The organism is Cellulomonas sp. NEAU-ZC6 (assembly GCF_056844425.1).
Genome location: NZ_JBXFYH010000005.1, coordinates 90,459 through 112,148, shown reverse-complemented (window position 1 = coordinate 112,148; position 21,690 = coordinate 90,459). Strand labels below are relative to the sequence as shown.

Annotated in this window: 20 protein-coding genes and 1 tRNA gene; 15 read left to right on the top strand and 6 right to left on the bottom strand. The window is 74.9% G+C overall.

Annotated elements, in window-relative coordinates; translation table 11 throughout:
- Positions 1 to 49: 49 nt before the first annotated feature.
- Both AC1050_RS18165 and AC1050_RS18160 read left to right on the top strand, forming a co-directional pair.
- Positions 50 to 1,264, top strand: a complete 1,215-nt coding sequence (locus AC1050_RS18165) for an alpha-hydroxy acid oxidase (protein ID WP_482388810.1) — start codon at positions 50 to 52, stop codon at positions 1,262 to 1,264.
- Positions 1,261 to 2,709, top strand: coding sequence for an FAD-binding oxidoreductase (locus AC1050_RS18160; protein ID WP_482388809.1), 1,449 nt, complete (start codon positions 1,261 to 1,263; stop codon positions 2,707 to 2,709). The genes AC1050_RS18165 and AC1050_RS18160 overlap by 4 nt, the downstream gene beginning before the upstream one ends.
- Positions 2,710 to 2,869: 160 nt before the next feature.
- Here the strand turns inward: AC1050_RS18160 and AC1050_RS18155 are convergent, their stop codons facing one another.
- The 4 genes from AC1050_RS18155 to AC1050_RS18140 form a co-directional block, all read right to left on the bottom strand.
- Positions 2,870 to 3,469: a methionine ABC transporter permease gene (locus tag AC1050_RS18155; protein WP_482388948.1), complete on the bottom strand. Its 600-nt coding sequence runs from the start codon at positions 3,467 to 3,469 to the stop codon at positions 2,870 to 2,872.
- Between the two features lie 59 nt (positions 3,470 to 3,528).
- Complete coding sequence (locus tag AC1050_RS18150; protein WP_482388808.1) at positions 3,529 to 4,599, bottom strand: methionine ABC transporter ATP-binding protein; 1,071 nt, start codon at positions 4,597 to 4,599, stop codon at positions 3,529 to 3,531.
- A 40-nt stretch (positions 4,600 to 4,639) separates the two neighbouring features.
- Positions 4,640 to 5,539, bottom strand: a complete 900-nt coding sequence (locus tag AC1050_RS18145) for a MetQ/NlpA family ABC transporter substrate-binding protein (protein ID WP_482388807.1) — start codon at positions 5,537 to 5,539, stop codon at positions 4,640 to 4,642.
- Between the two features lie 543 nt (positions 5,540 to 6,082).
- Positions 6,083 to 6,994 (bottom strand): MetQ/NlpA family ABC transporter substrate-binding protein, encoded by a 912-nt coding sequence (locus AC1050_RS18140; protein WP_482388806.1) that lies wholly within the window; start codon positions 6,992 to 6,994, stop codon positions 6,083 to 6,085.
- Between the two features lie 446 nt (positions 6,995 to 7,440).
- Between AC1050_RS18140 and AC1050_RS18135 the strand changes: the two genes are divergently transcribed.
- From AC1050_RS18135 to AC1050_RS18125, 3 genes are read left to right on the top strand one after another with little or no spacing between them, the layout of a single operon-like run.
- Positions 7,441 to 10,230 (top strand): DNA polymerase III subunit gamma and tau, encoded by a 2,790-nt coding sequence (locus tag AC1050_RS18135; RefSeq protein WP_482388805.1) that lies wholly within the window; start codon positions 7,441 to 7,443, stop codon positions 10,228 to 10,230.
- A gap of 52 nt (positions 10,231 to 10,282) precedes the next feature.
- A complete protein-coding gene (gene recR, locus AC1050_RS18130) occupies positions 10,283 to 10,882 on the top strand; it encodes a recombination mediator RecR (RefSeq protein WP_482388804.1) in 600 nt (199 codons plus the stop codon).
- A 59-nt stretch (positions 10,883 to 10,941) separates the two neighbouring features.
- Positions 10,942 to 11,574, top strand: a complete 633-nt coding sequence (locus AC1050_RS18125; RefSeq protein WP_482388803.1) for a DUF5063 domain-containing protein — start codon at positions 10,942 to 10,944, stop codon at positions 11,572 to 11,574.
- Between the two features lie 94 nt (positions 11,575 to 11,668).
- Here the strand turns inward: AC1050_RS18125 and AC1050_RS18120 are convergent, their stop codons facing one another.
- The gene (locus tag AC1050_RS18120; protein WP_482388802.1) at positions 11,669 to 12,094 is read right to left on the bottom strand and encodes an organic hydroperoxide resistance protein; all 426 of its coding nucleotides are present in this window, start codon (positions 12,092 to 12,094) and stop codon (positions 11,669 to 11,671) included.
- Positions 12,095 to 12,205: 111 nt separating this feature from the next.
- Between AC1050_RS18120 and AC1050_RS18115 the strand changes: the two genes are divergently transcribed.
- The 10 genes from AC1050_RS18115 to AC1050_RS18070 all read left to right on the top strand — a co-directional run bounded on the left by AC1050_RS18115 (position 12,206) and on the right by AC1050_RS18070 (position 21,477).
- Positions 12,206 to 12,838 carry a TetR/AcrR family transcriptional regulator gene (locus AC1050_RS18115; RefSeq protein WP_482388801.1) on the top strand — a complete coding sequence of 211 codons (633 nt, stop codon included), beginning with the start codon at positions 12,206 to 12,208 and terminating at the stop codon, positions 12,836 to 12,838.
- On the top strand, positions 12,835 to 13,614 hold the full coding sequence (locus tag AC1050_RS18110) for a TSUP family transporter (protein ID WP_482388800.1): 780 nt from the start codon (positions 12,835 to 12,837) through the stop codon (positions 13,612 to 13,614). Before AC1050_RS18115 ends, AC1050_RS18110 begins: the two co-directional genes overlap by 4 nt.
- Positions 13,615 to 13,739: 125 nt before the next feature.
- A complete protein-coding gene (locus AC1050_RS18105) occupies positions 13,740 to 15,017 on the top strand; it encodes an aspartate kinase (RefSeq protein WP_482388799.1) in 1,278 nt (425 codons plus the stop codon).
- The gene (locus AC1050_RS18100) at positions 15,014 to 16,078 is read left to right on the top strand and encodes an aspartate-semialdehyde dehydrogenase (protein ID WP_482388798.1); all 1,065 of its coding nucleotides are present in this window, start codon (positions 15,014 to 15,016) and stop codon (positions 16,076 to 16,078) included. Before AC1050_RS18105 ends, AC1050_RS18100 begins: the two co-directional genes overlap by 4 nt.
- A 255-nt stretch (positions 16,079 to 16,333) precedes the next feature.
- A complete protein-coding gene (locus AC1050_RS18095; RefSeq protein WP_482388797.1) occupies positions 16,334 to 16,726 on the top strand; it encodes a GntR family transcriptional regulator in 393 nt (130 codons plus the stop codon).
- On the top strand, positions 16,723 to 17,634 hold the full coding sequence (locus tag AC1050_RS18090) for an ATP-binding cassette domain-containing protein (RefSeq protein ID WP_482388796.1): 912 nt from the start codon (positions 16,723 to 16,725) through the stop codon (positions 17,632 to 17,634). The genes AC1050_RS18095 and AC1050_RS18090 overlap by 4 nt, the downstream gene beginning before the upstream one ends.
- Entirely contained in the window at positions 17,631 to 18,401 is a 771-nt protein-coding gene (locus AC1050_RS18085; protein WP_482388795.1) for a hypothetical protein, read from the top strand. Before AC1050_RS18090 ends, AC1050_RS18085 begins: the two co-directional genes overlap by 4 nt.
- A gap of 67 nt (positions 18,402 to 18,468) precedes the next feature.
- Complete coding sequence (locus tag AC1050_RS18080) at positions 18,469 to 19,440, top strand: ABC transporter ATP-binding protein (RefSeq protein ID WP_482388794.1); 972 nt, start codon at positions 18,469 to 18,471, stop codon at positions 19,438 to 19,440.
- Between the two features lies 1 nt (position 19,441).
- Positions 19,442 to 20,212, top strand: a complete 771-nt coding sequence (locus tag AC1050_RS18075; protein WP_482388793.1) for an ABC transporter permease — start codon at positions 19,442 to 19,444, stop codon at positions 20,210 to 20,212.
- Between the two features lie 101 nt (positions 20,213 to 20,313).
- Positions 20,314 to 21,477, top strand: a complete 1,164-nt coding sequence (locus AC1050_RS18070; RefSeq protein WP_482388792.1) for a GGDEF domain-containing protein — start codon at positions 20,314 to 20,316, stop codon at positions 21,475 to 21,477.
- Positions 21,478 to 21,547: 70 nt separating this feature from the next.
- Here AC1050_RS18070 and AC1050_RS18065 read toward each other — a convergent pair.
- Positions 21,548 to 21,621 (bottom strand) — tRNA-Pro (locus AC1050_RS18065).
- Positions 21,622 to 21,690 lie beyond the last annotated feature (69 nt).

Here is a 21,690-nt window from a genome sequence, read left to right as displayed (position 1 = left end):
GGGCGGGCCCGGAGCGGCCGGAGCCCGCGGTGACGAAGGAGGTCCCACGGTGCGCACGCGGCGACGGCTGCAGACCTGGTCCGAGCTCCGGCCCCTGCTGCGGATGCGTCCGCTCGAGCTGGACCCCGTCACCCGGCGCCTGTCGCGGGCCCACACGGTGCGCGACCTGCGCTCGATCGCCCGCGGACGGACGCCGCGCTCGGTGTTCGACTACGTGGACGGCGCCGCCGAGGCCGAGATCTCGCTGCGTCGCGCACGCCGCGTCCTGCGGGACGTCGAGTTCCGGCCGTCGGTGCTCCGGGACGTCGCGGACGTCGACCTGACGACCTCCGTGCTCGGCCGGCCCGCCGCCGCACCGTTCCTGTACGCGCCGACCGGGTTCACCCGGCTCATGCAGCACGAGGGCGAGCGGGCCGTCGCGCGGTCGGCCGCCCGCACGGGCATCCCGTACACGCTGTCGACCATGGGCACGACGTCCGTCGAGGACCTCGCGGCGGCCGCGCCCGGGGGCCGGAACTGGTTCGGCCTGTACGTGTGGAAGGACCGCGGTGCCTCGACCGAGCTGATGGCCCGCGCGCGGGACGCCGGGTACGAGGCCCTGGTCATCACCGTCGACGTGCCCGTCGGCGGCGCGCGGCTGCGGGACGACCGCAACGGGTTCAGCATCCCGCCGGCGCTGTCGGTCAGGACGGTCCTGGACGGCGCGCTGCACCCGGGCTGGTGGGCGAGCTTCCTCACCACGGAGCCGCTGCGGTTCGCCTCGCTCGACTCGTGGCAGGGCACCATCGAGCAGCTCGCGGCCCACATGTTCGACCCCGGCGTGGAGCTCGACGACCTGGCGTGGGTGCGCGAGCACTGGGACGGCCCGCTGGTGGTCAAGGGCGTGCAGACCGTCGCGGACGCCGAGCGGGTGGTCGCCGCGGGCGCGGACGCCGTCGTGCTGTCCAACCACGGCGGCCGGCAGCTCGACCGCGCGCCGGTCCCGCTGACCCTGGTGCCGGCCGCCGTCGAGGCCGTGGGCGACCGGGCCGAGGTGTACGTCGACACGGGCTTCTCGAACGGGGCCGACATCGTGGCGGCGCTCGCGCTGGGCGCCCGCTCCGTGATGCTCGGCCGCGCCTACCTGTACGGCCTGATGGCCGGCGGCGAGCGCGGCGTCGACCGCGTCGGCCAGATCCTGACCACCGAGATCGCCCGGACGCTGCGCCTGCTCGGCGTGCGGTCGCCGGCCGAGCTCACCCCCGAGCACGTGCGGCTGCCGTGAGCACCGGGACGCACCCCCTCGACCCGGCGGGCGCGCCCGCTGCGCCTGTCGCGCCCGACGCGGCCGCGCTCGCGGCGGTCCTCGCCGACCTGCGGTCCGCGCTGCCCGCCGACGCGCTGGTGACCGACGCCGACGTGCTGACCGGGCGCGGGCAGGACGGCTCGGCGACGCCGCCGACCGGGGCCGCCGTCGCCCTGGTGCTCCCGTCGTCCACCGCCGAGGTGTCCGCCGTGCTCCGGGCGGCGCACGCCCACGGGATCCCGGTCGTCCCGCAGGGGGCGCTCAGCGGCCTGGCGGGCGGTGCCAACGCCGTGCCCGGCGCGATCCTGCTGTCGACCGCCCGGATGACCGCGATCCGCCGGATCGACCCGGTGGACCAGGTCGCGGTCGTGCAGCCCGGCGTCGTCACCAAGGACCTGGTCGACGCCGTCGCCGAGCGCGGGCTGTTCTACCCGCCGGACCCGGCGTCCTACGCGCAGAGCACCGTCGGCGGCAACATCGCCACCAACGCCGGCGGCATGCGGTGCGTGAAGTACGGCGTCACCCGGGACTTCGTGCGCTCGCTCGAGGTGGTCCTCGCGGACGGCACCGTGCTGCGCACCTCGCCGCCGACGGTCAAGGCGGTCGCCGGGCTGGACCTGACCGGCCTGGTCGTCGGGTCGGAGGGCACGCTGGCCGTCGTCACCGAGGCCACGCTCGGGCTGCTGCCCGCCCCCGGGCCGGACCGCGGGGTGTCGGCCACGTTCGGGTCGGTCGCCGACGCGCTCGAGGCCGCCAACGCGATCGTCGCGAGCCCGCACCGGCCGTCGACGCTGGAGCTGCTGGACGACGTGGTGCTGGCGGCGCTCGCGGCGTACGACCCGGACGCCGGGCTGCCGGTCGGTGCGCGCGCCATGCTGCTGGTCATCACCGACGAGCCCGGCGAGCGCGGCGCGCAGGACGTCGCCGCCTACGCCGCGGTCGCCGTGGCGCACGGCGCGCTCGCCGTCGAGCAGGCGCACGACCCCGCCCGGCTGCACGAGCTGATGCGCGCGCGCCGGGCGTTCAACCAGGCGATGCGCGCGGTGCGCGGCGGCAGCATCAACGAGGACGTCGCCGTGCCCCGCACGCAGCTGCCCGCGCTGCTGGACCGGCTGGCGGACATCTCGGCGCAGTGCGGCCTGCCCATCGGCACCGGCGGCCACGTCGGCGACGGCAACCTGCACCCGGTGATCGCGTTCGACCCCGGCGACCCCGCGCAGGTGGCCGCGGCGGCCGAGGCGCACACGCGCGTCCTCGGCCTGGCGGTCGAGCTCGGCGGCACCATGACGGGCGAGCACGGCATCGGCACCGAGAAGCGCGGCGCCCTCGCCGGGGAGCTCGGCGCGCGGGTCCTGGAGCTCCAGCACGGCATCAAGGCCGTCCTGGACCCCACGGGCATCCTCAACCCCGGCAAGAAGCTCTGACCCCGCCCGCCCGCCGGCGCGCGTCCGCCCGTGCGGTGCGGTCCCGGAACCACGACGCCGAGGTAGAGCGTCCGCGCCGAGGTAGAGCGGTGTACCGCACTACCTCGAGCAGGAGGCTCTACCTCGGCGCAGGGGGACGTGGCGCGCGAGGCGGGCCGGGTCAGCGGCGGAGGACCTTGCGGGCCAGGAAGTTCCCGAGGAACTGGGCCAGCTGGACCATGATCACGATCACGGCGACGGCGGTCCACGTGACCACGTCGTTGAACCGCTGGTAGCCGTAGACGATCGCGAAGTCGCCGAGGCCGCCGGCGCCGATCGCACCCGCGACGGCCGTCATGTCGACGATGCCGACGAACAGGAACGTGAACCCGAGGATGAGCGGGCCGAGGGTCTCGGGCACGATCACCGTCGCGATGATCCGGAACGGCCCGGCGCCCATCGCGCGCGCCGCCTCGACGACGCCGGGGTCCAGCGCGACCAGGTTCTGCTCCACGATCCGGGAGGTCGCGAACGTCGCCATGATCGCCAGCGCCGGGATGGCCGCCTCGACGCCGTACGAGGCGCCGGTCAGCGCCTGCGTCAGCGGCCGCACCGCGGTGATGAAGATGATGAACGGGATCGGCCGGACGATGTTGACCAGCACGTTCAGCACCAGGAACACCGGGCGGTTGGCCAGGATGTTGCCCTTGCGGGTCACGTAGAGCGCGATGCCGAGCACGAGGCCCGCCAGACCGCCGATCGCCAGCGCGGCGATCGCCATCTGCAGGGTCTCGCCGAGGGCCTGCCAGAGCTCGGGCCACAGGCTGACGCCGTTGCTGTTCACGCGCCCACCTCCTCGGTCGCCGGGCCGGCATGGTCGCCGTCGTGCGCGTGCTCGACGACCTCGGTGTGCTGCCGCAGGTCGGCGATCAGCGCGTCGACCTGCGCGTCCGGGCCGGTGAGCGCGAACGTCAGCGAGCCGAGCGGGCGGGAGTTCACCTCGGTGATCCCGCCGAACACCACGGAGCCGTCCACCCCGTGCGCCCGCAGCCGCTCGGTGATGGTGACGCCGGGCTCGCCGTCGACTTCGCGGACGGCGACGGTGATGATCCGGCCGTCGTGGCGCGAGCGCAGCCGCTCGACGACGTCGGGCCGCGGCCGGTCGTGCAGGGCCGCCCCGATGAACCGGCGCGTGACCTGCTGGCTCGGGTCCGCGAACACGCCGTAGACGTCGCCGGACTCGACGACCTTGCCGTGCTCCATCACCGCGACCTTGTTGCACAGGTAGGACACGACCGACATCTCGTGCGTGATGACCACGATGGTGACGCCGAGCTCGCGGTTGACCCGCCGCAGCAGGTCGAGCACGTCCTTGGTCGTCTCCGGGTCCAGCGCGCTGGTCGCCTCGTCGGCGAGCAGCAGGGCCGGGGAGGTCGCGAGCGCGCGGGCGATGCCGACGCGCTGCTTCTGCCCGCCCGAGAGCTGGTCCGGGTACTGCTTGGCCTTGTCCGTCAGCCCGACGAACTCGAGCAGCTCGGCGACGCGCGCCTGCCGCTTCGCCTTGGGCCAGCGGGCGACCCGCAGCGGGTACGCGACGTTGGCCGCCACCGTCCGGGACCGCAGCAGGTTGAACTGCTGGAAGATGAACCCGATGCCCACCCGGGCCGGGCGCAGGCCCCGCTCGCTGAGGCCGGTCAGCTCCGTGCCGTCCACGACGACCTGGCCGGACGTCGGGGTCTCCAGGCCGTTGATCAGCCGGACCAGCGTGCTCTTGCCGGCACCGGAGTAGCCGATCACGCCGAACACGTCGCCGCGCTCGATGTCGAGCGAGACGCCGTCGACGGCGCGCACGAGGCCCGAGGAGCCCGTGAACACCTTCGAGACGTCGCGCAGGGAGACCATGGCGGTCATCGGGTCACCAATCCTGTTCGGGGTGGTCGGGGGTGTCGGGTCAGCCCGCGGTGCGGACCTGGTCCTCGAGCTCCGTGAGGCTGGTCTGCAGCTCCTCCGGGGTGAGGTTCTGCTCGACGGCCGTGCCCTGGTTCTCCTCGAGCAGCTGGCCGATCACCTCGTCGCGGTGGTAGATCTCGATGAGCTGCTCGTAGACCGGGTTGTCCGCGTCCTCGGCCCGGGCGACCCAGATGTTCACGTACGGGCGGGCCGTCTCGGTGTCCTCCAGGTCGGAGTAGATCGCCGTGGTCGGGTCGATGCCCGCGTCGGCGGCGAAGTTGTTGTTGACCACCGCGGCGTCCAGGTCCTGCAGCTGGATGGCGGTCTGGTTGGCGTCGACCGGGACGACGGACACCCGCGAGGCGGCCGTGTCGATCTCCGCCGGCGTCGACAGCGCGTTGCCGCCGTCCTGCAGCTCGATCAGGCCGGCCGACTGCAGCACCAGCAGCGCGCGCGCCTGGTTGGTCGGGTCGTTCGGGATGGCGATCTCGCCGCCGTCGGGGATCTCCTCGGGGGAGGTGTAGCCCTTGGTCGTGTAGAGGCCGAGCTGGTAGATCACGGTGCTGCCGATGGGCGCCAGGTCGTCGTCCGCGCTCACGTTGTAGTTGGCGAGGAACAGCAGGTGCTGGAACTGGTTCAGCTCCAGGCCGCCCTCGCTGAGGACGGTGTTCGGCTGCTGGTAGTCGGTGAAGTTCACCAGCTCGACCTCGATGCCCTCCTCGGCGGCGAGGTCGCTGAACGCCGTCCAGTACTCCTTGCTCTTGTCCGTCACGCCGACGCGCACGGTCACCGGGTTGTCCGGGTCGGCGGCGGTCGGGGCGGCGGTGGGCTCGCTGCCCGAGCACGCTGCCAGCGCGCCCAGGGTGAGGGCGGCGAGTGCGGCGGTCAGTCTGCGCTTCATGGTGGAGCTGCCTTCCGGTGGATCTGGAGCGGGGTGCGAGGGCTCGTCGGGACCGAGCGCGGCGCGCGGGGCGTGCCGGGTGACGTCCCGGGGCGGGGACCCGCCCGCCGGACGGCGCAAGCCGTCAGCGGCCGGGGGCCGGTCCGGGCCGGCGGCGCCGAGGGCGCCCGGCCGGACGTGGTCCGCCGCGGGAGGTCGAGCTGCGTGGGAGCAGCGTCAGCGCATTCGCCGACAGCAGCACATGTGCCCGCAACGCGTCCCGGCCGTGGCGCGCATCGACGGCGCGCGGCGCTCGGAGGCGGCGTGGGTGCTCACGTGCTGGACTCCTGTCCCGTGAGGGGGGCGGACGCGGGCGACAGTAGCACCCGCCTGGAGCGCCGCGTCCGGAGGTCTCACGGACCCGCGCGCGGGCCCGCGCTCACGGTCCCATCCCCGTCGGGACCTCGCCAGCGCGCCGGTCGTCCCGTGCCTCGCCGGAGCCGGGCACGCCGACGGCGCCGCCCCGCGCGGGGGTCGGCGCCGTCGGCCTGCGCGGCGTGCCCGTCAGGCGGACTCGCGCACGAGGTCCTCGAGCTCGTCCAGGTCGGACTGCAGCTCCTCGGCCGGCACGTCCTCGACCACCGCGGTGCCGCCGTTCTCCTCGAGCAGCCCGTCGGTGACCTCCTTCGAGTGGTAGATCTCGATGAGCTGCGCGTACACCGGGTTGTCGGCGTCCTCGGCCCGGGCCACCCAGATGTTCAGGTACGGCCGGGCGGTCTCGGTGTCCTCGAGGTCGGAGTAGATCGCCGTGGTCGGGTCGATGCCGGCGTCCGTCGCGAAGTTGTTGTTGATCACGGCGCCGTCGAGCGACTGCAGCTGCACCGCCGTCTGGTTGGCGTCGACCGGCACGACCTTCACCCGCGACGCGGCCTCGTCGACCTCGGCGGGCGTCGAGAACGCGTTGCCGCCGCCGGTCAGCTCGACCAGCCCGGCCGACTGCAGCACCAGCAGCGCGCGCGCCTGGTTCACCACGTCGTTCGGGATCGCGATCTCGGCGCCGTCCGGGACGTCCTCCGGCGTGGCGTAGCCCTTGGTCGTGTACAGCCCGAGCTGGTAGATCGCCGTGGAGCCGATCGGCTCCAGGTCGTCGTCCGAGTTCACGTTGTAGTTGGCGAGGTACAGCAGGTGCTGGAACTGGTTCAGCTCCAGGTCGCCCGAGCTGAGGATCGGGTTGGGCTGCGCGTAGTCGGTGAAGTTCACCAGCTCGACGTCGATGCCCTCCTCCGCCGCGAGGTCGGTGAAGGTCGTCCAGTACTCCTGCGCCTTGTCGGTGACGCCGACGCGCACGGTCACGCGGTTGTCCGCGTCCGCGGGCCCGGTGGCCTCCGAGGCGGACGAGTCGCCGCCGGACGCGCACGCGGCGAGCGACGCGGTGGCGGCGATCGCGGCGATCCAGGCGGTCAGTCTGCGCTTCATGAGGGGAGTGCCTTCCGTGGGGTGGTGCCGCGGCTGAGCGGCGGGTCGCGCGGTCGGGGTGTCCGCGCGGCGGTCGGGGAGGGCCGGCTGGACCCGGACGGGTCGGACGGCGGCCGGTGCGTCGGCGCGGCGTCGGCCGCGGGGCACCTCAGGAGGGACAGCAGCAGCGGAGCGCGCGGACGCCGGCCGCGGCGCGCGGGCTGCGCGGGCGGCTCGGGGAACCGGCGTGCTGGATCACGTCGTCCGTCTCCTGGTGCTGGGGGCGCCGGACCGGTCGTCCGGGCGGCTGGCGCAGACCCTAGCGCGCGCATCTCGTCAGATGGAACGCGATGTCCAGCCAGTGAGACGGGGTGTCGCCGGTACCCCGTCGGCGCCCCGATCGCGTGGTCCCCAGCCCGTCCGGACGGGGGTCCCGGTGTGTCCCCGCGCCCCTCTAGAGTTCTGGGGTGACGACCGCCCTGTACCGCCGCTACCGGCCCGAGACCTTCGCCGAGGTCGTGGGGCAGGACCACGTCACGGCGCCCCTGCGGCAGGCCCTGCGCAGCGGGCAGGCCAACCACGCCTACCTCTTCTCCGGGCCGCGCGGCTGCGGCAAGACGACCTCCGCCCGGATCCTCGCGCGCTGCCTGAACTGCGCCGAGGGGCCGACCGACACCCCGTGCGGCGTGTGCCCGTCCTGCGTCGAGCTGGCCCGCGGGGGCCCCGGCAGCCTGGACGTCGTCGAGATCGACGCCGCGAGCCACGGCGGCGTCGACGACGCCCGCGACCTGCGCGAGCGAGCCACGTTCGCGCCCGCGCGCGACCGGTACAAGGTCTTCATCCTCGACGAGGCCCACATGGTCTCGCCGCAGGGCTTCAACGCCCTGCTGAAGATCGTCGAGGAGCCGCCGGAGCACGTGAAGTTCATCTTCGCGACGACGGAGCCCGACAAGGTCATCGGCACCATCCGGTCCCGGACGCACCACTACCCGTTCCGCCTGGTCCCGCCGGACGTCATGGTCGGCTACCTCGAGCACCTCTGCCGCGCCGAGGGCGTGACCGTGGGCTCCGGCGTGCTGCCGCTGGTCGTGCGCGCCGGCGGCGGCTCCGTCCGCGACTCGCTGTCCGTGCTCGACCAGCTGATCGCCGGCTCCGGGCCGCAGGGCCTGGTCTACGAGGACGCCGTCGCCCTGCTCGGCTACACCCACGCCTCCCTGCTGGACGACCTGGTCGAGGCGGTCGCGGCCCGCGACGGCGCCAGCGCGTTCCGCGTGGTCGAGCGCGTGATCTCGACGGGCCACGAGCCGCGCCGGTTCGTCGAGGACCTGCTGGAGCGGCTCCGGGACCTCATCGTCCTGGCCGCGTCGGGCGAGGCCGCGGCCGCGGTGCTCCGCGACGTCCCGGGCGACCAGATGACCCGGATGCAGACCCAGGCGCGCCAGCTCGGCGCCGCGGAGCTGTCCCGGTCCGCCGACCTGGTGAACGCCGCGCTGTCCGAGATGACCGGCGCCACGTCGCCGCGGCTGCACCTGGAGCTGCTCATGGCCCGGCTGCTGCTGCCCGCGCTCGACGACTCCGCCTCCGGCATCGGTGCCCGGCTCGACCGGCTGGAGCGCGAGGGCGTGCGCGTCGCGGGCGGGGTCGCCCCGGCCGCGCCGGCGGCACCCGCTCCGGCGTTCGCGCCCTCGACGCCGGTCGAGCGGGTGGCGGTCGTCACCGCGCCCAGCCCGGCCCCCGAGCCGCCCGCTCCTGCGGCGGTGACCCCGCCGGTTGCCGAGCAGCGTCCCGCGGAGCCCGTCGCGGCCGCTCGTCCCGAGGTCGGCGCGGCCGGTGCCGCCGACGTCTCCGAGGTGCCGGACGCGGACGAGGACGACCCCGCGGACGTGGCGACCGAGCCGGACGTCGTCGACGAGCCCGTCGAAGCGCCCGGTCCCGAGTCCGCTGCCGAGCCGGACGGGTGGCCCGAGCCGGCTCCGGTCCCGGCCGCCGCGCCGCGGGCCGGCGAGGGGTCCGCGCCGCCCGCCCCCGCCGCCGCCGTGCCCCCGCCCGCTCCCGCGCCGGTCCCGCACGACGTCCCCACCGCCGAGCCGGTCGCCCCCGTCGAGCGCCCGGCGGGTGCGCCCGGTGGCGGCGACACCGAGGTGCTGCGGCGGCGCTGGCCCGAGGTGCTCGACACCCTCAACCGGCTGAAGAAGACCACCTGGGTGCTGATCAGCCAGAACGCGCAGGTGGTGGAGCTCGACGCGACCACCCTCAAGCTCGGCTTCGCCGCGCCCGGCCTGGCCGCCGCGTTCCGGGCGGGGCCGCACGCGGACCTCGTGCAGCAGGCGGTGCGGGAGACGCTCGGCTTCACCGTCTCCGTCGAGCCGGTGCTGGCCGGTGGCGCGGGTGCCCCGGCCGGGCGGTCGACGGGCAGCCAGGGCGCGCCCGCCTCGCCGCCCAGCAGCACGCCGAGCGCGGCCGAGGCCGCGGCGTCCTGGGACGCCCCCGCGGCCCGGCCCGCGCCCGTCCCCGCGCCGACCGGCGAGACCCCCCGGGCCTCGCACGGCTCCGCCGGTGCGGCCGACGGCCGCCGGGGCGGGCCGGCCGCGCCGCCGTCGTCCGACGAGGAGCCCGACGGGGCCGACCCCTGGGCGTCCGCCCCGGTCGCCGGCCCCGCTGCCGACCCGTGGGCCGACGCCCCGCCCGCCGCGTCGGCCGCCGAGCTGGCGGCGACCGCCCCCGCACCGGCGCGCCCGGCCGACGACCCGGCGCGTGCCGACGTCGCGCCCGACGGTCGCGGCGAGGCGTCTCCCGCCGGTCCGGGTGGCCCGGGTGCGGCGGACGACGACGCGCCCCGGCGCCCCGCCGCCGCTCCCGCCGAGCCCGTTCGCGCGTCGTCGGCCGGCCCGCGCCCCGGCACCGCGGGTGGCGCCGGCGCCCCGCCCCCGTGGGACGTCCCCGACCCGGACGACCCCGGTGCCCCCGAGCCGCCGGCCGACGACTGGGTGCGCGACGCCCCCCGGGACGCGCCCGCTGCGGGCGCGGGCCCGGTCACGGTCACCCCGAGCGGCGCCGACCGGGTCCGTGCCGCGGCCCGCGCGCACGCAGCGGGTGGCGGCACGACCGGGAGCGCCCCGACGCGCTCGCGCTGGGCGGACGACGAGCCGTCGATGGACGACCCCGACATCGGCGCGAACGGCCTGTCGGGCATCCCGCTGCTGACCCAGGTGCTCGGCGCGACGGTCATCGAGGAGATCGTCGACGAGGGCTTCTGACCGCTGCGCCCCGCGTCCCGCCGGTGCGGCGTGCGGGCCGTAGGCTGGGGGCGTGTACGAGGGCGCGGTCCAGGACCTGATCGACGAGCTGGGGCGGCTGCCCGGCGTCGGTCCCAAGAGCGCGCAGCGGATCGCGTTCCACATCCTCGCGGCGGACGGGACGGACGTGCGCCGGCTCGTGGACGCGCTGACCGAGGTGAAGGCGCGCGTCCGGTTCTGCGTGCAGTGCGGCAACGTGGCGGAGGAGGACCTCTGCCGGATCTGCCGCGACCCCCGTCGGTCGGCCGCGGTGATCTGCGTCGTCGAGGAGCCCAAGGACGTCGTCGCGATCGAGCGCACCCGCGAGTTCCGTGGCAAGTACCACGTGCTCGGCGGCGCCATCAACCCGATCGCGGGCATCGGGCCGGACGACCTGCGGATCAAGGACCTCATGACGCGGCTGGCGGACGGCACGGTCACCGAGGTGATCCTGGCGACGGACCCCAACGTCGAGGGCGAGGCGACGGCGACCTACCTGGCGCGCCTGCTCGTGCCCATGGGCCTGACCATCAGCCGGCTCGCGTCGGGCCTGCCCGTCGGCGGCGACCTGGAGTACGCGGACGAGGTCACGCTGGGCCGCGCGTTCGAGGGCCGGCGCCGCATCAGCGCCTGACCAGCGGTGGCGGGGGCCCGCGGCACGTCGGCGGGCGGCTGCGCCCCCCGGGGGGCACGATGGCGGACGTGAACCGACCCGACGACCTGCGCGTGGCGAGCGACGCGGCCCGCGTGGACGACCTGGCGCTCGACCCGGAGGCCGCCGACCTGCGCGCGGTGGCCGACTCGGTCGCGCGCGAGTGCCGGTCCTTCCTGACGACGGTCACCGAGGTCGGCGCGGGCACCAACCCCGAGGCCGCGATCCCGCTGCTCCTGCTGGCGGTCTCGGACGTGCTGGCCGTGGGGGCCCGGCTCGGCGCGATCGTCGACGTGGTGCCGAGCGAGCGGTACGAGCCCGACGTCGGCCCGGACCCGGACGTCGAGGCGCTGCGGGCGGCGCTGGCGGGCGTGCTCGACGGCGTCGACGACTACGCGGAGGTCGTCGACCCGGTGCTCGGCGCCGAGGTGGGCGCCGCGACGCTGTCGGGCGACCTGGTGTCGATCACCGGCGCGCTGGTGCAGGGTCTGCGGCACCACGAGCGCGGTCACGTGCTCGAGGCGCTGTGGTGGTGGCAGTTCTCCTACCTGTCGAGCTGGGGCGAGCGGGCGTCGAGCACGCTCCGCACCCTGCAGACCCTGCTCGCGCACCTGCGCCTGGACGTCGAGGACGACGTCGCCGCCGAGGCGGAGTACGACGCGCTGCAGCCCTGACGCCCCGGCGTCCGACCCGGGCGGGCGGCGCGCCGTCCGCCGCCGCCGAGCAGTCGGGCTGCCGCCCAGGGCGGGGGCGGACGGCGCGGTCCGGTCAGGCGACGGTGGTGTCCAGCACGACGTCGATGTTGCCGCGGGTCGCGTTGGAGTACGGGCACACCTGGTGGGCCTGCTCGACGAGCTTCTCGGCGGTGGCCTGGTCGACCCCGCCGATCTCGACGTGCAGGGCGGCGCTCAGGGTGTAGCCGCCGGTGCCGTTCGGCAGGATGCCGATGTCGGCGACGACGGCGCTGTCCCGGATCGGGGTCTTCGCGGCGGCGGCGACGCCCTTGAGCGCGGAGTGGAAGCAGGCGGCCCAGCCGGCGGCGAACAGCTGCTCGGGGTTGGTGCCGCCGCCGGGGCCGCCCATCGGCGCGGGGACGGCGAGCGTGAGGTCGAGGACGCCGTCGTCGCTGGTGACCCGGCCTCCGGCGCGGCCCTCGCCGGTCGAGGTGGCGGTGGCGGTGTAGAGCGCGCTCATGCGGGGACCTCCAGGTAGAGTTACTAGTTCGTCTACTACACAACCACACCGCCCGGGCCCGTGCCACACTGACGGCTCCGCGACCGCGTCACACCGCCGAGGGACACACCCATGACGACCACCGGCCTCACCTGGCCGCCGCTCGCCGCCCCCGCGCCGGCGGAGGGCCCCTCCTCGCCCGTCGCCGCGCGCATCCTGCGGGCCGCGACCGGTCTGTTCTACGCGGACGGCATCCGAGCCGTGAGCGCGGACCGGGTGATCGCCGCGGCCGGGGTCAGCAAGGTGACCTTCTACCGGCACTTCGCCACCAAGGACGCGCTGGTCGTCGCGTACCTGGTCGCCGTGGCCACGGCGGAGCGGGCCGCGGTGGACGCCGCGCGCGCGGAGCACCCGGGCGACCCCGCGGCCGTCCTGCGCGGGTACGCCGAGGTGCTGGGCCGGGAGTCGTGCGCGCCGGGGTTCCGCGGCTGCCCGTTCATCAACGCCGCCGCCGAGTACGCCGACCCGGACCACCCGGTGCGTGCCGTGGTCGCCGAGCACCGCCGCTGGATGGTCGCGACCGCGGCGGAGCTCCTGGGTGCGCTCGGGCTGGCCGACGCCGAGGGCGCGGCCGAGGAGCTCGTCATCCTGCGGGACGGCGCGATGGTCGCCGGGTACGTCGCGGGCGGGGAGCGCGCGCGTGCCGTCGCGGCCGCGCTGCAGCACGCGGGCGCGGCCGTGGTCGCCGCCCACCGCCCCGCGTGACGGTCTCCGGCCTGGAGCTCTCGCTCGCCGCCGTCCTCCTGCTCGTCCTGGCCGGGTTCGCCGCCGGCTGGGTGGACGCCGTGGTCGGCGGTGGCGGGCTGGTCCAGCTGCCCGCGCTGCTGCTGGTGCCGGGCATCAGCCCGGTGCAGGCCCTGGCGACCAACAAGCTCGCCGGGATCATGGGGACGTCCGTGAGCGCCGCGACCTACTACCGGCGCGTGCAGCCCGACCTGTCGACGGCCGGGCCGATGGCGGCCGCGGCGCTGGCCGGCGCGGGTGGCGGGGCGGCGCTCGCGTCGTCGCTGCCGGAGGACGTGTTCGTGCCGGTGATCCTCGTGGCGCTGGTCGCGGTCGCCGTCTACACCGTCGCGCGCCCGCAGGTGGGCCGCGCCACGGAGCTGCGCTGGCAGGGCCGCACGCACCTGGCCGTCGCGCTGGCGCTCGGCGCGGGCATCGGGTTCTACGACGGCCTGCTCGGGCCGGGCACCGGCTCGTTCCTGGTGATCGCCCTGGTCGGCGTGCTCGGGTACGCGTTCCTGCAGGCGTCGGCGCAGGCCAAGATCGTCAACGCCGCCACCAACCTGGGTGCGCTGATCGTGTTCACCGTCCAGGGGGCGCCGCTGTGGCGGCTCGGGCTGCTGGTCGGCGCGGCGAACGTCCTCGGCTCCTACCTCGGCGCCCGCACCGCCGTGGCGCGCGGCAGCGGCTTCGTGCGGGTGGTGTTCCTGGTGGTGGTGACCGTGCTGATCGTCCGGCTCGGGTCCGAGCTGCGCTGAGCCGCGCGTCCCCCGGTCCCGCGATGCGGGCGCGCCGCGGCGGCGGGACGCGCGCGGCCTAGACTGCGCCGCGACCCTGCCGGTCGCCGCGCGCGACCGTCCACCGCACCCGGAAAGCACCTCTCGTGGCCCTCATCGTGCAGAAGTACGGCGGTTCCTCGGTCGCTGATGCCGACAGCATCAAGCGCGTCGCGAAGCGGATCGCGGAGGCGAAGCGGGCCGGGGACGACGTCGTCGTGGTGGTCTCCGCGATGGGCGACACGACGGACGAGCTGATCGACCTCGCCCAGCAGGTCACGCCGCTGCCGCCGCAGCGCGAGATGGACATCCTGCTGACCGCGGGGGAGCGCATCTCGATGTCGCTGCTGGCGATGGCGATCAGCAACCTCGGTGTCGAGGCGCAGTCGTTCACCGGGCAGCAGGCCGGCGTCATCACCGACTCGGTGCACGGCAAGGCGCGGATCATCGACGTGACGCCGAGCCGCATCCAGCAGGCGGTCGACTCCGGCGCGGTCGCGATCGTCGCCGGGTTCCAGGGCGTCACCCAGCACACGAACGACGTGACGACGCTCGGCCGCGGCGGCTCCGACACCACCGCGGTGGCGCTCGCGGCCGCGTTGCACGCCGACGTCTGCGAGATCTACACCGACGTCGACGGCGTGTTCACCGCCGACCCGCGGATCGTGCCGTCGGCGCGCAAGATCGACCGGATCACCTACGACGAGATGCTCGAGATGGCCGCCAGCGGGGCCAAGGTGCTCGTGCTGCGCTGCGTCGAGTACGCGCGCCGCTACGGCGTCCCCGTGCACGTGCGCTCGTCGTTCTCCAACCGCACGGGCACGCTCGTGACCGACGTCCAGGACGAAGCCGAAGGAGCACCGATGGAGCAGCCGATCATCGCCGGCGTCGCGCACGACCGCAGCGAGGCGAAGATCACGATCGTCGACGTCCCGGACGTGCCCGGCAAGGCCGCGCGCATCTTCCAGGTCGTCGCCGGCTCGGGGGTCAACCTCGACATGATCGTGCAGAACGTCTCCGTCGCGTCGACCGGCCGCACGGACATCTCGTTCACGCTCCCGGCCTCCGACGGCGCCGCCGCGACCGCCGCGCTGACGGAGCACCAGCCCGACATCGGCTTCACGTCGCTGCAGTACGACGACACCATCGGCAAGCTGTCGCTGATCGGGGCGGGCATGAAGTCGCACCCCGGCGTCTCCGCGAAGCTGTTCGCCGCGCTGTCCGAGGCGGGCATCAACATCGAGATGATCTCGACGTCCGAGATCCGCATCTCGGTGGTGACGCGCGCCGACCAGCTCGACGACGCGGTGCGCGCCGTGCACACCGCCTTCGACCTGGACAGCGCCGACGAGCAGGCCGTCGTGTACGGGGGGACCGGGCGGTGAGCGCGCGCGAGGGGCTGCGGGTCGGCGTCGTCGGCGCGACCGGCCAGGTCGGCGCCGTCATGCGCCGGCTGCTCGAGGAGCGCGACTTCCCGGTCGCGGAGATCCGCTACTTCGCCTCCGCCCGCTCGGCCGGCGGCACCCTGCCGTGGCGCGGCGAGGACGTCGTGATCGAGGACGCGGCGACCGCCGACCCGACGGGCCTGGACATCGCCCTGTTCTCGGCCGGCGGGACCACCTCCCGGGTGCAGGCGCCGCGGTTCGCGGCCGCGGGCGTCACGGTCATCGACAACTCGTCCGCGTGGCGGATGGACCCGGACGTGCCGCTGGTCGTCTCCGAGGTGAACCCGGACGCGCTCGACGAGACGCGCAAGGGCATCGTCGCCAACCCCAACTGCACGACCATGGCCGCGATGCCGGTGCTGCGGGTGCTGCACGCGGAGGCCGGCCTGCGCCGGCTGGTCGTGTCCACGTACCAGGCCGTCTCCGGCTCCGGCCTGGCCGGCGCGCGCGAGCTCGACGAGCAGGTGCGCGGCGCGGTGCAGCAGGACACGCTCGCGCTGGTGCACGACGGCACCGCGGTGGCCTTCCCCGAGCCGCAGAAGTACGTCGCGCCGATCGCGTTCAACGTGATCCCGCTCGCGGGCAACCTCGTGGACGACGGCAGCCTGGAGACGGACGAGGAGCAGAAGCTCCGCAACGAGTCCCGCAAGATCCTCGGCATCCCGGACCTGCTGGTGTCGGGCACCTGCGTCCGGGTGCCGGTGTACACGGGCCACTCGCTGTCCATCAACGCGGAGTTCGACCGGCCGATCACGCCGGAGCGCGCCTACGAGCTGCTGGCCGGCGCGCCGGGCGTGCAGCTGGCCGACGTGCCGACCCCGCAGGCCGCGGCCGGTGCGGACCCGTCGCTGGTCGGCCGGATCCGGCAGGACCCGGGCGCGCCCGACGGCCGCGGGCTCGCGCTGTTCATCTCGAACGACAACCTGCGCAAGGGCGCGGCGCTGAACGCCGTGCAGGTCGCGGAGCTCGTCGCCGCGCGCCGGGGCGTCGCCACCGCCTGACCCGCGCACCCCGCACCACCGCCCGAGCCCGGGACCGATCTGGTCCCGGGCTCGCGTGCGTCCGGTTCCCGCGCCCCCAGGTGCGCGTCGAGGGTCCACAAACCACCGGACATATCGCCCACATCGCACGGGTTTGTGGACACTCGGCGCGCGAGGCCGGTGAGGGGTGCGCAGGGGGTTGTGCGTTCGGCGTGCTCTGTGGTTCATTAGTGGAGTAACGAACCACTGAACCACCGGCACGAGAGGAGGCGCACCGTGTTCGACGGCCGCGACCCCATCTACGTGCAGATCGCCGACCAGATCCGCCAGGACGTCCTGCGGGGCGACCTCCAGCCCGAGGAGCAGGTGATGAGCACGACGCAGTACGCCACCACCTTCCGCATCAACCCGGCCACCGCGGCCAAGGCGTTCGCGCAGCTCGTCGACGACGGGATCCTGTACAAGCGCCGCGGGGTCGGCATGTTCGTGGCGCCGGGCGCCCCGGACCGGCTGCGGGCGGAGGGGCGCGAGACGTTCTTCGCGGAGACCGTCGACCCGGTCGCCGACCACGCCCGCGCGCTCGGCATCCCGCTCGAGGACGTCATCGCCCGGCTGCGTGCGCACGCCGCGCGCACCGCCGGTGCGGAGCGGGACGGGGCGGCGTCGTGAGCGCGCCGCTCGGCGTCGAGACCCGCGGGCTCGCCGTCCGCTACGGGGCGAAGGACGCGCTGCGCGACGTCGACGTGACCGTCCCCGCCGGCGCCATCACCGGCCTGCTGGGGCGCAACGGCTCCGGGAAGACCACCCTGGCCTCCGTGGTCGCGGCGTTCCGCCGGCCGACGTCCGGCACGGTGCTGGTCGGCGGCGAGGACCCCTGGGAGAACGAGGACCTGCTGCCGCGGGTGCTGCTGGTCCGGGAGTCGGGCGACGTGCTCGACACCGAGTCGCTGCGCAGCAACCTGCGGTTCGTCGAGGACTGCCGCCCCGCGTTCTCCCGCGAGGTCGCCGAGCGGCTGATGGACCGGTTCGAGCTGGACCCGGGCACCAAGCCGCAGAAGCTGTCCCGGGGCCAGCGGTCGGCGTTCGGCATCGTGATCGGCGTCGCCGCGCGGGCGGACCTCACCATCCTGGACGAGGTGCACCTGGGTCTCGACGCGCCGTCCCGCTACGCGTTCTACGACGCGCTGCTGGAGGACTACGTCGAGCACCCCCGCACGATCGTGCTCAGCAGCCACCTGATCGGCGAGATCGAGCGGATGGTGGAGCACGTCGTCGTGCTGGACCGCGGCGGCGTGCTGCTGGCCCAGGACGCCGACGCGCTCCGCGTCACGGGGGTCTCGGTCACGGGCCCGGCGCGCGAGGTGGAGCGGTTCGTGGTCGGGCGCACCGTGCTCGGCCGCCAGCAGCTCGGCGGCACCGTGCAGGCGACCGTGCTCGCGACGCTCGCGGACGGCGAGGCGGCCGACGCCCGCGCCGCCGGGCTGGACCTCGGCCCCGTGCCGCTGCAGGACCTGTTCGTGCACCTGACCGCCGACGGCGCCGCCGACGCGGCGCGCGAGCTCGGGAGGGCCCGATGAGCACCACCACCCGTCCGCTGTTCCCCGCCCGCCCGGCGACACGGCAGGGCCCCGTGCTCCGGACCGCGATCTCGCTGCTCGCCTGGTTCGGCCAGGTCGGCCTCTGGTACTGGGCGATCGTCCTGGTGGTGGTCGTGGGGCTGCCGTTCCTCATCGGCGCGTTCGGGGAGGTCGGGACGTCGGTCCTCTGGTTCGCCCGGCAGAGCGGGGTCTGGTTCCCGTTCTCCGTGCTGATCGGCGTCGCCACGGCCTACCCGCAGGTGCACGTCGCGAGCGGGATGACCCGGCGCAGCTACGTGCGCGGCGCCCTGCTGGCCGCGGCCGGGCTCGCGGCCGCGTTCGCCCTGCTGATGGCCGGCGGCCTGGTGCTCGAGCGCGCCTGGTACGGCGCGATGGGCTGGGACTGGTCGCCGCAGGACCAGGGCTGGTTCGACCCGGACGTGACGTTCGGCAGCCTGCTGGTGGCGTACCTGGCCACGTTCCTCGTCGCCTACGTCAGCGGCCTGCTGGTCGGCACGGTCTACGCCGCGGCGGGCGGCTGGTGGGGGACCCTCACCCTCCCGCTCACCGCGGGACCGTCGCTGGTGATGACCATCCTGGTCGGCAACTCGAACGACTGGGTCCCGTTCTCCGAGCTGTTCGGCGGTGACGGCGGGAGCACCCCGCTCGCCCTCGTGCTCACCGTCGCGGCCGTCCTGACGCTGGCCATGGCCACCGCCTTCTGGCTGATCGCCACCCGCCGGTCGATCGCGCCGCGTCGCGGCTGACCGCCCGCACCACCCCGCACGACCCCGCCCTGCTCTGCCACCGCACCGCCAGACAGGAGACTCCGTCATGCCCTCGGAAGCACCCGTGATCCACGCCGAGCACCTGCAGAAGCGGTACGGCCGCACCGTGGCCGTCGCCGACGTCAGCCTGACCGTCGCCCGCGGCGAGATCGTCGGCGTGCTCGGGCGCAACGGCGCCGGCAAGACCACCTCCGTCGAGATGATCGGCGGGCTGCGCGACCGGGACGGCGGCACGGTCCGCGTCCTCGGGCTGGACCCGGGCGGGCCGCCCCACGACCGCGCCGCCCTGCGCGAGCGCGTCGGCCTGCAGCTGCAGGAGTCCGCGCTGCCCGCGCGCATCACCGTCCGGGAGGCCGTCGAGGAGTACGCCTCCTTCTACGACGACCCCGCGGACCCCGCCGAGCTGCTCCGCGACCTGGGCCTGACCGACAAGGCCGGGACCCAGTACCGGGCGCTGTCGGGCGGCCAGAAGCAGCGGCTGTCCATCGCGCTGGCGCTGGTCGGCAACCCCGAGCTCGCGATCCTCGACGAGCTGACCACCGGCCTCGACCCGCAGGCCCGTCGCGACACCTGGGACGTGATCGAGCGGGTGCGCCGGCGCGGCGTCACCATCGTGCTGGTCACGCACTTCATGGAGGAGGCGGAGCGGCTCTGCGACCGGGTCGTGCTGGTCGACGCCGGCCGCGTCGTGGCCGAGGGGACGCCCGCCGAGGTCGCCGCCCGGGTCGGTGCCGAGCAGACGCTGGCGTTCCACCCGTCGGCACCGGTCGGTCCCGCCGGGCTGGACGCGCTGGCCTCCGTGCTCGCGGTCCAGCAGGACGACCACGGCACCGTCCGGGTCCGCGGCACCGGCAACGTCGTCCAGGACGTCATGGTGGCGCTCGCCACCGCCGGCGTCCGGCCGGAGGACCTGCGCGTCACCCGCAGCACCCTGGAGGACGCGTTCGTCCGCCTCACCGGCGCGGAGCCCGGCTCCGACGCCCTCGACCTGCAGCCGACGACCCGCGTGGAGGCCTGACATGTCCGCGACCAGCCCCCGGGTGCTCGCCCGGGTCACCGCCGTCGAGGGGCGCCTCGCCCTGCGCGACCCCGGCAACCTGTTCTTCGCCGTGTTCTTCCCGGCCGTCCTGCTGGCGGTGCTCGGCCTCGCCATGCCGTGGGGCACGACGCCGTTCAGCGAGGACGACCCGCTCCTGTCCCAGATCAACGGGATCACCGGGTACACGCCGGTCGTGCTGACCCTGGCCATCGGCACCGTGGCGCTGTCCGTCTACCCCATCACCATCGCCACCTACCGGGGTCAGGGTGTGCTGCGGCGGCTGTCGACCACCCCGCTGCCGCCGTCCCGGCTGCTGGTCGCGCAGATCCTCGTGAACGTGGCGGCGCTGCTGGTCGCGGCGCTGCTGGCGCTCGCGGTCGGGATGCTCGTCGTCGACGTCACCGCTCCCGAGAACCCCGGCGTCGTGCTGCTCGCGTTCCTGCTGGCCGCGACGTCCACGTTCGGGGTCGGCTCCCTGATCGCCGCCCGGGCGCCGACCGCCGGGTCCGCGACCGGCATCGGCATGACCGTCTACTTCGTGTCGCTGTTCTTCGCCGGCGTGTGGCTGCCGCTGCCGATCATGCCCGAGGTCGTCCAGCAGGTCGCCGCGTGGACGCCCCTGGGCGCCGGGTCGCAGGCGATGCTCGACGGCTGGGTGGGCGCCGGCGTCCCCACGCGCGAGCTGCTGGTCATGGCCGGGTGGACCCTGGTCCTCGTCCCGCTGGCGGCCAGGCTGTTCCGCTGGCGGTGAGCGGCCGCCTCCGCTGGGCGGAACCTGTGAGATACCGGCGGATTCCGTGAAACCTCAACGATCTCCTGCAGCGCGGTGGTCCGGCGGCCGATGATCTGGACATGACCATCGCGCCGCCGGACGACCCGCGCACCCGCGACCGCGGCGTGCCGGAGATGCCCGTCGTCGTGCGGCTGATGGCGCACGTCCCCGCCTGGTTCCGGGTCGGTGGCCACGCAGCCGCGGGCGGCCGGGTGCTGCTGCTGTTCAGCGGCCTCGTCGTCGTCGTGGGAGCGCTCTGCCTGGGCGTCGACGGGCACGAGCTCCGGGTCCTCGCAGGGACGTCCGCGGCGATGCTGGCCGTGGTCGGCGTCAGCCTGCTGGTGCGTTGGCGTCACGACTCCCGCGCCATGCTCGTGTTCCCCGTCGTCGTCCTGGCCGCGCTCGGCGTGCTGAGCCAGACCACCTCGGACCTCGCGACCGCGTTCGTGGGTCTGATCCCGCTCTGCTTCGTCTACATCGGCCTGTTCCACCGGGCCCGGGCCGCACTGGCCGTGCTGCCTCTCGCCTGGGTCGTCTACGCCTCGATGGTGCCGGTGCTCGACGGCAACGTCGCGGTGCGCCTGGCCATCTACGGCATCACCTGGTGGGCGATCGCCCAGCTGCTCGCGGTCTCCGTCGCGTACCAGCGGGCGCTGCGGGCACGGCTGCGGGCCGACGCGCGCACCGACGCGCTCACCTCGCTGGGCAACCGCCGGGACCTCGACGAGCGCCTCGTCCAGGCCGTCGCCGGCGACACCGTCGTGATCGCCGACCTCGACCACTTCAAGAGCGTGAACGACACCCAGGGGCACGGCGCCGGGGACCTGGTGCTCGAGCGGTTCGGGCACGCCGTCGACCAGCACCTGCGGCGCCGGGACTACGCCGCGCGGTACGGCGGCGAGGAGTTCGTGCTGATCCTGCCGCGCACGGAGCCGGTGCAGGCGATGAACATGCTCCGGGCCCTGCGTACCGAGTGGGCCGAGGAGGGCACCGGTGTGACGTTCTCCGCCGGCATCGCCCTGATCACGGCCGACAGCCCGGCGGCGAGCGCGCTGGCCGCGGCGGACGTGGCGCTGTACCGGGCCAAGCAGTCCGGCCGCGACCGGTTCCGCATCGCACCCGAGGCCATCGGCGCGCGTCGCGCCGAGGCGCCGCGCGAGGACGTCCGCGCGGGCGACGACAGCCGCGGACCCGCGCAGGCCGCCGCGGTCGTCGAGCACGACGAGCAGCACGCGAGCTGCTGACCGCGCGGCCGGCCGCGGACGCCGGGAAGCACGAAGGCCCGGACCGTGAGGCCCGGGCCTTCGTCACCGGTCGGGGTGGCGGGATTCGAACCCACGACCTCCTCGTCCCGAACGAGGCGCGCTACCAAGCTGCGCCACACCCCGGTGAAGCCTGGCAAGCATAGCCGACGCAGGGCCGTGGTCGTGAATCGCCGGACCGCGGCTCCCTGCGGG

Coding starts and splice junctions, on each gene's coding strand:
- AC1050_RS18155 (WP_482388948.1), bottom strand. CDS start 3,469: ATGGCGATCGCCGCGCTGGCGATCGGCGGTCTGGCGGGCCTCGTGCTC.
- AC1050_RS18150 (WP_482388808.1), bottom strand. CDS start 4,599: ATGACCGCCATGGTCTCCCTGCGCGACGTCTCGAAGGTGTTCACGGGC.
- AC1050_RS18145 (WP_482388807.1), bottom strand. CDS start 5,539: ATGAAGCGCAGACTGACCGCCGCACTCGCCGCCCTCACCCTGGGCGCG.
- AC1050_RS18140 (WP_482388806.1), bottom strand. CDS start 6,994: ATGAAGCGCAGACTGACCGCCTGGATCGCCGCGATCGCCGCCACCGCG.
- AC1050_RS18125 (WP_482388803.1), top strand. CDS start 10,942: ATGGCGGACGTGAACCGACCCGACGACCTGCGCGTGGCGAGCGACGCG.
- AC1050_RS18120 (WP_482388802.1), bottom strand. CDS start 12,094: ATGAGCGCGCTCTACACCGCCACCGCCACCTCGACCGGCGAGGGCCGC.
- AC1050_RS18115 (WP_482388801.1), top strand. CDS start 12,206: ATGACGACCACCGGCCTCACCTGGCCGCCGCTCGCCGCCCCCGCGCCG.
- AC1050_RS18085 (WP_482388795.1), top strand. CDS start 17,631: ATGAGCACCACCACCCGTCCGCTGTTCCCCGCCCGCCCGGCGACACGG.
- AC1050_RS18080 (WP_482388794.1), top strand. CDS start 18,469: ATGCCCTCGGAAGCACCCGTGATCCACGCCGAGCACCTGCAGAAGCGG.
- AC1050_RS18075 (WP_482388793.1), top strand. CDS start 19,442: ATGTCCGCGACCAGCCCCCGGGTGCTCGCCCGGGTCACCGCCGTCGAG.
- AC1050_RS18070 (WP_482388792.1), top strand. CDS start 20,314: ATGACCATCGCGCCGCCGGACGACCCGCGCACCCGCGACCGCGGCGTG.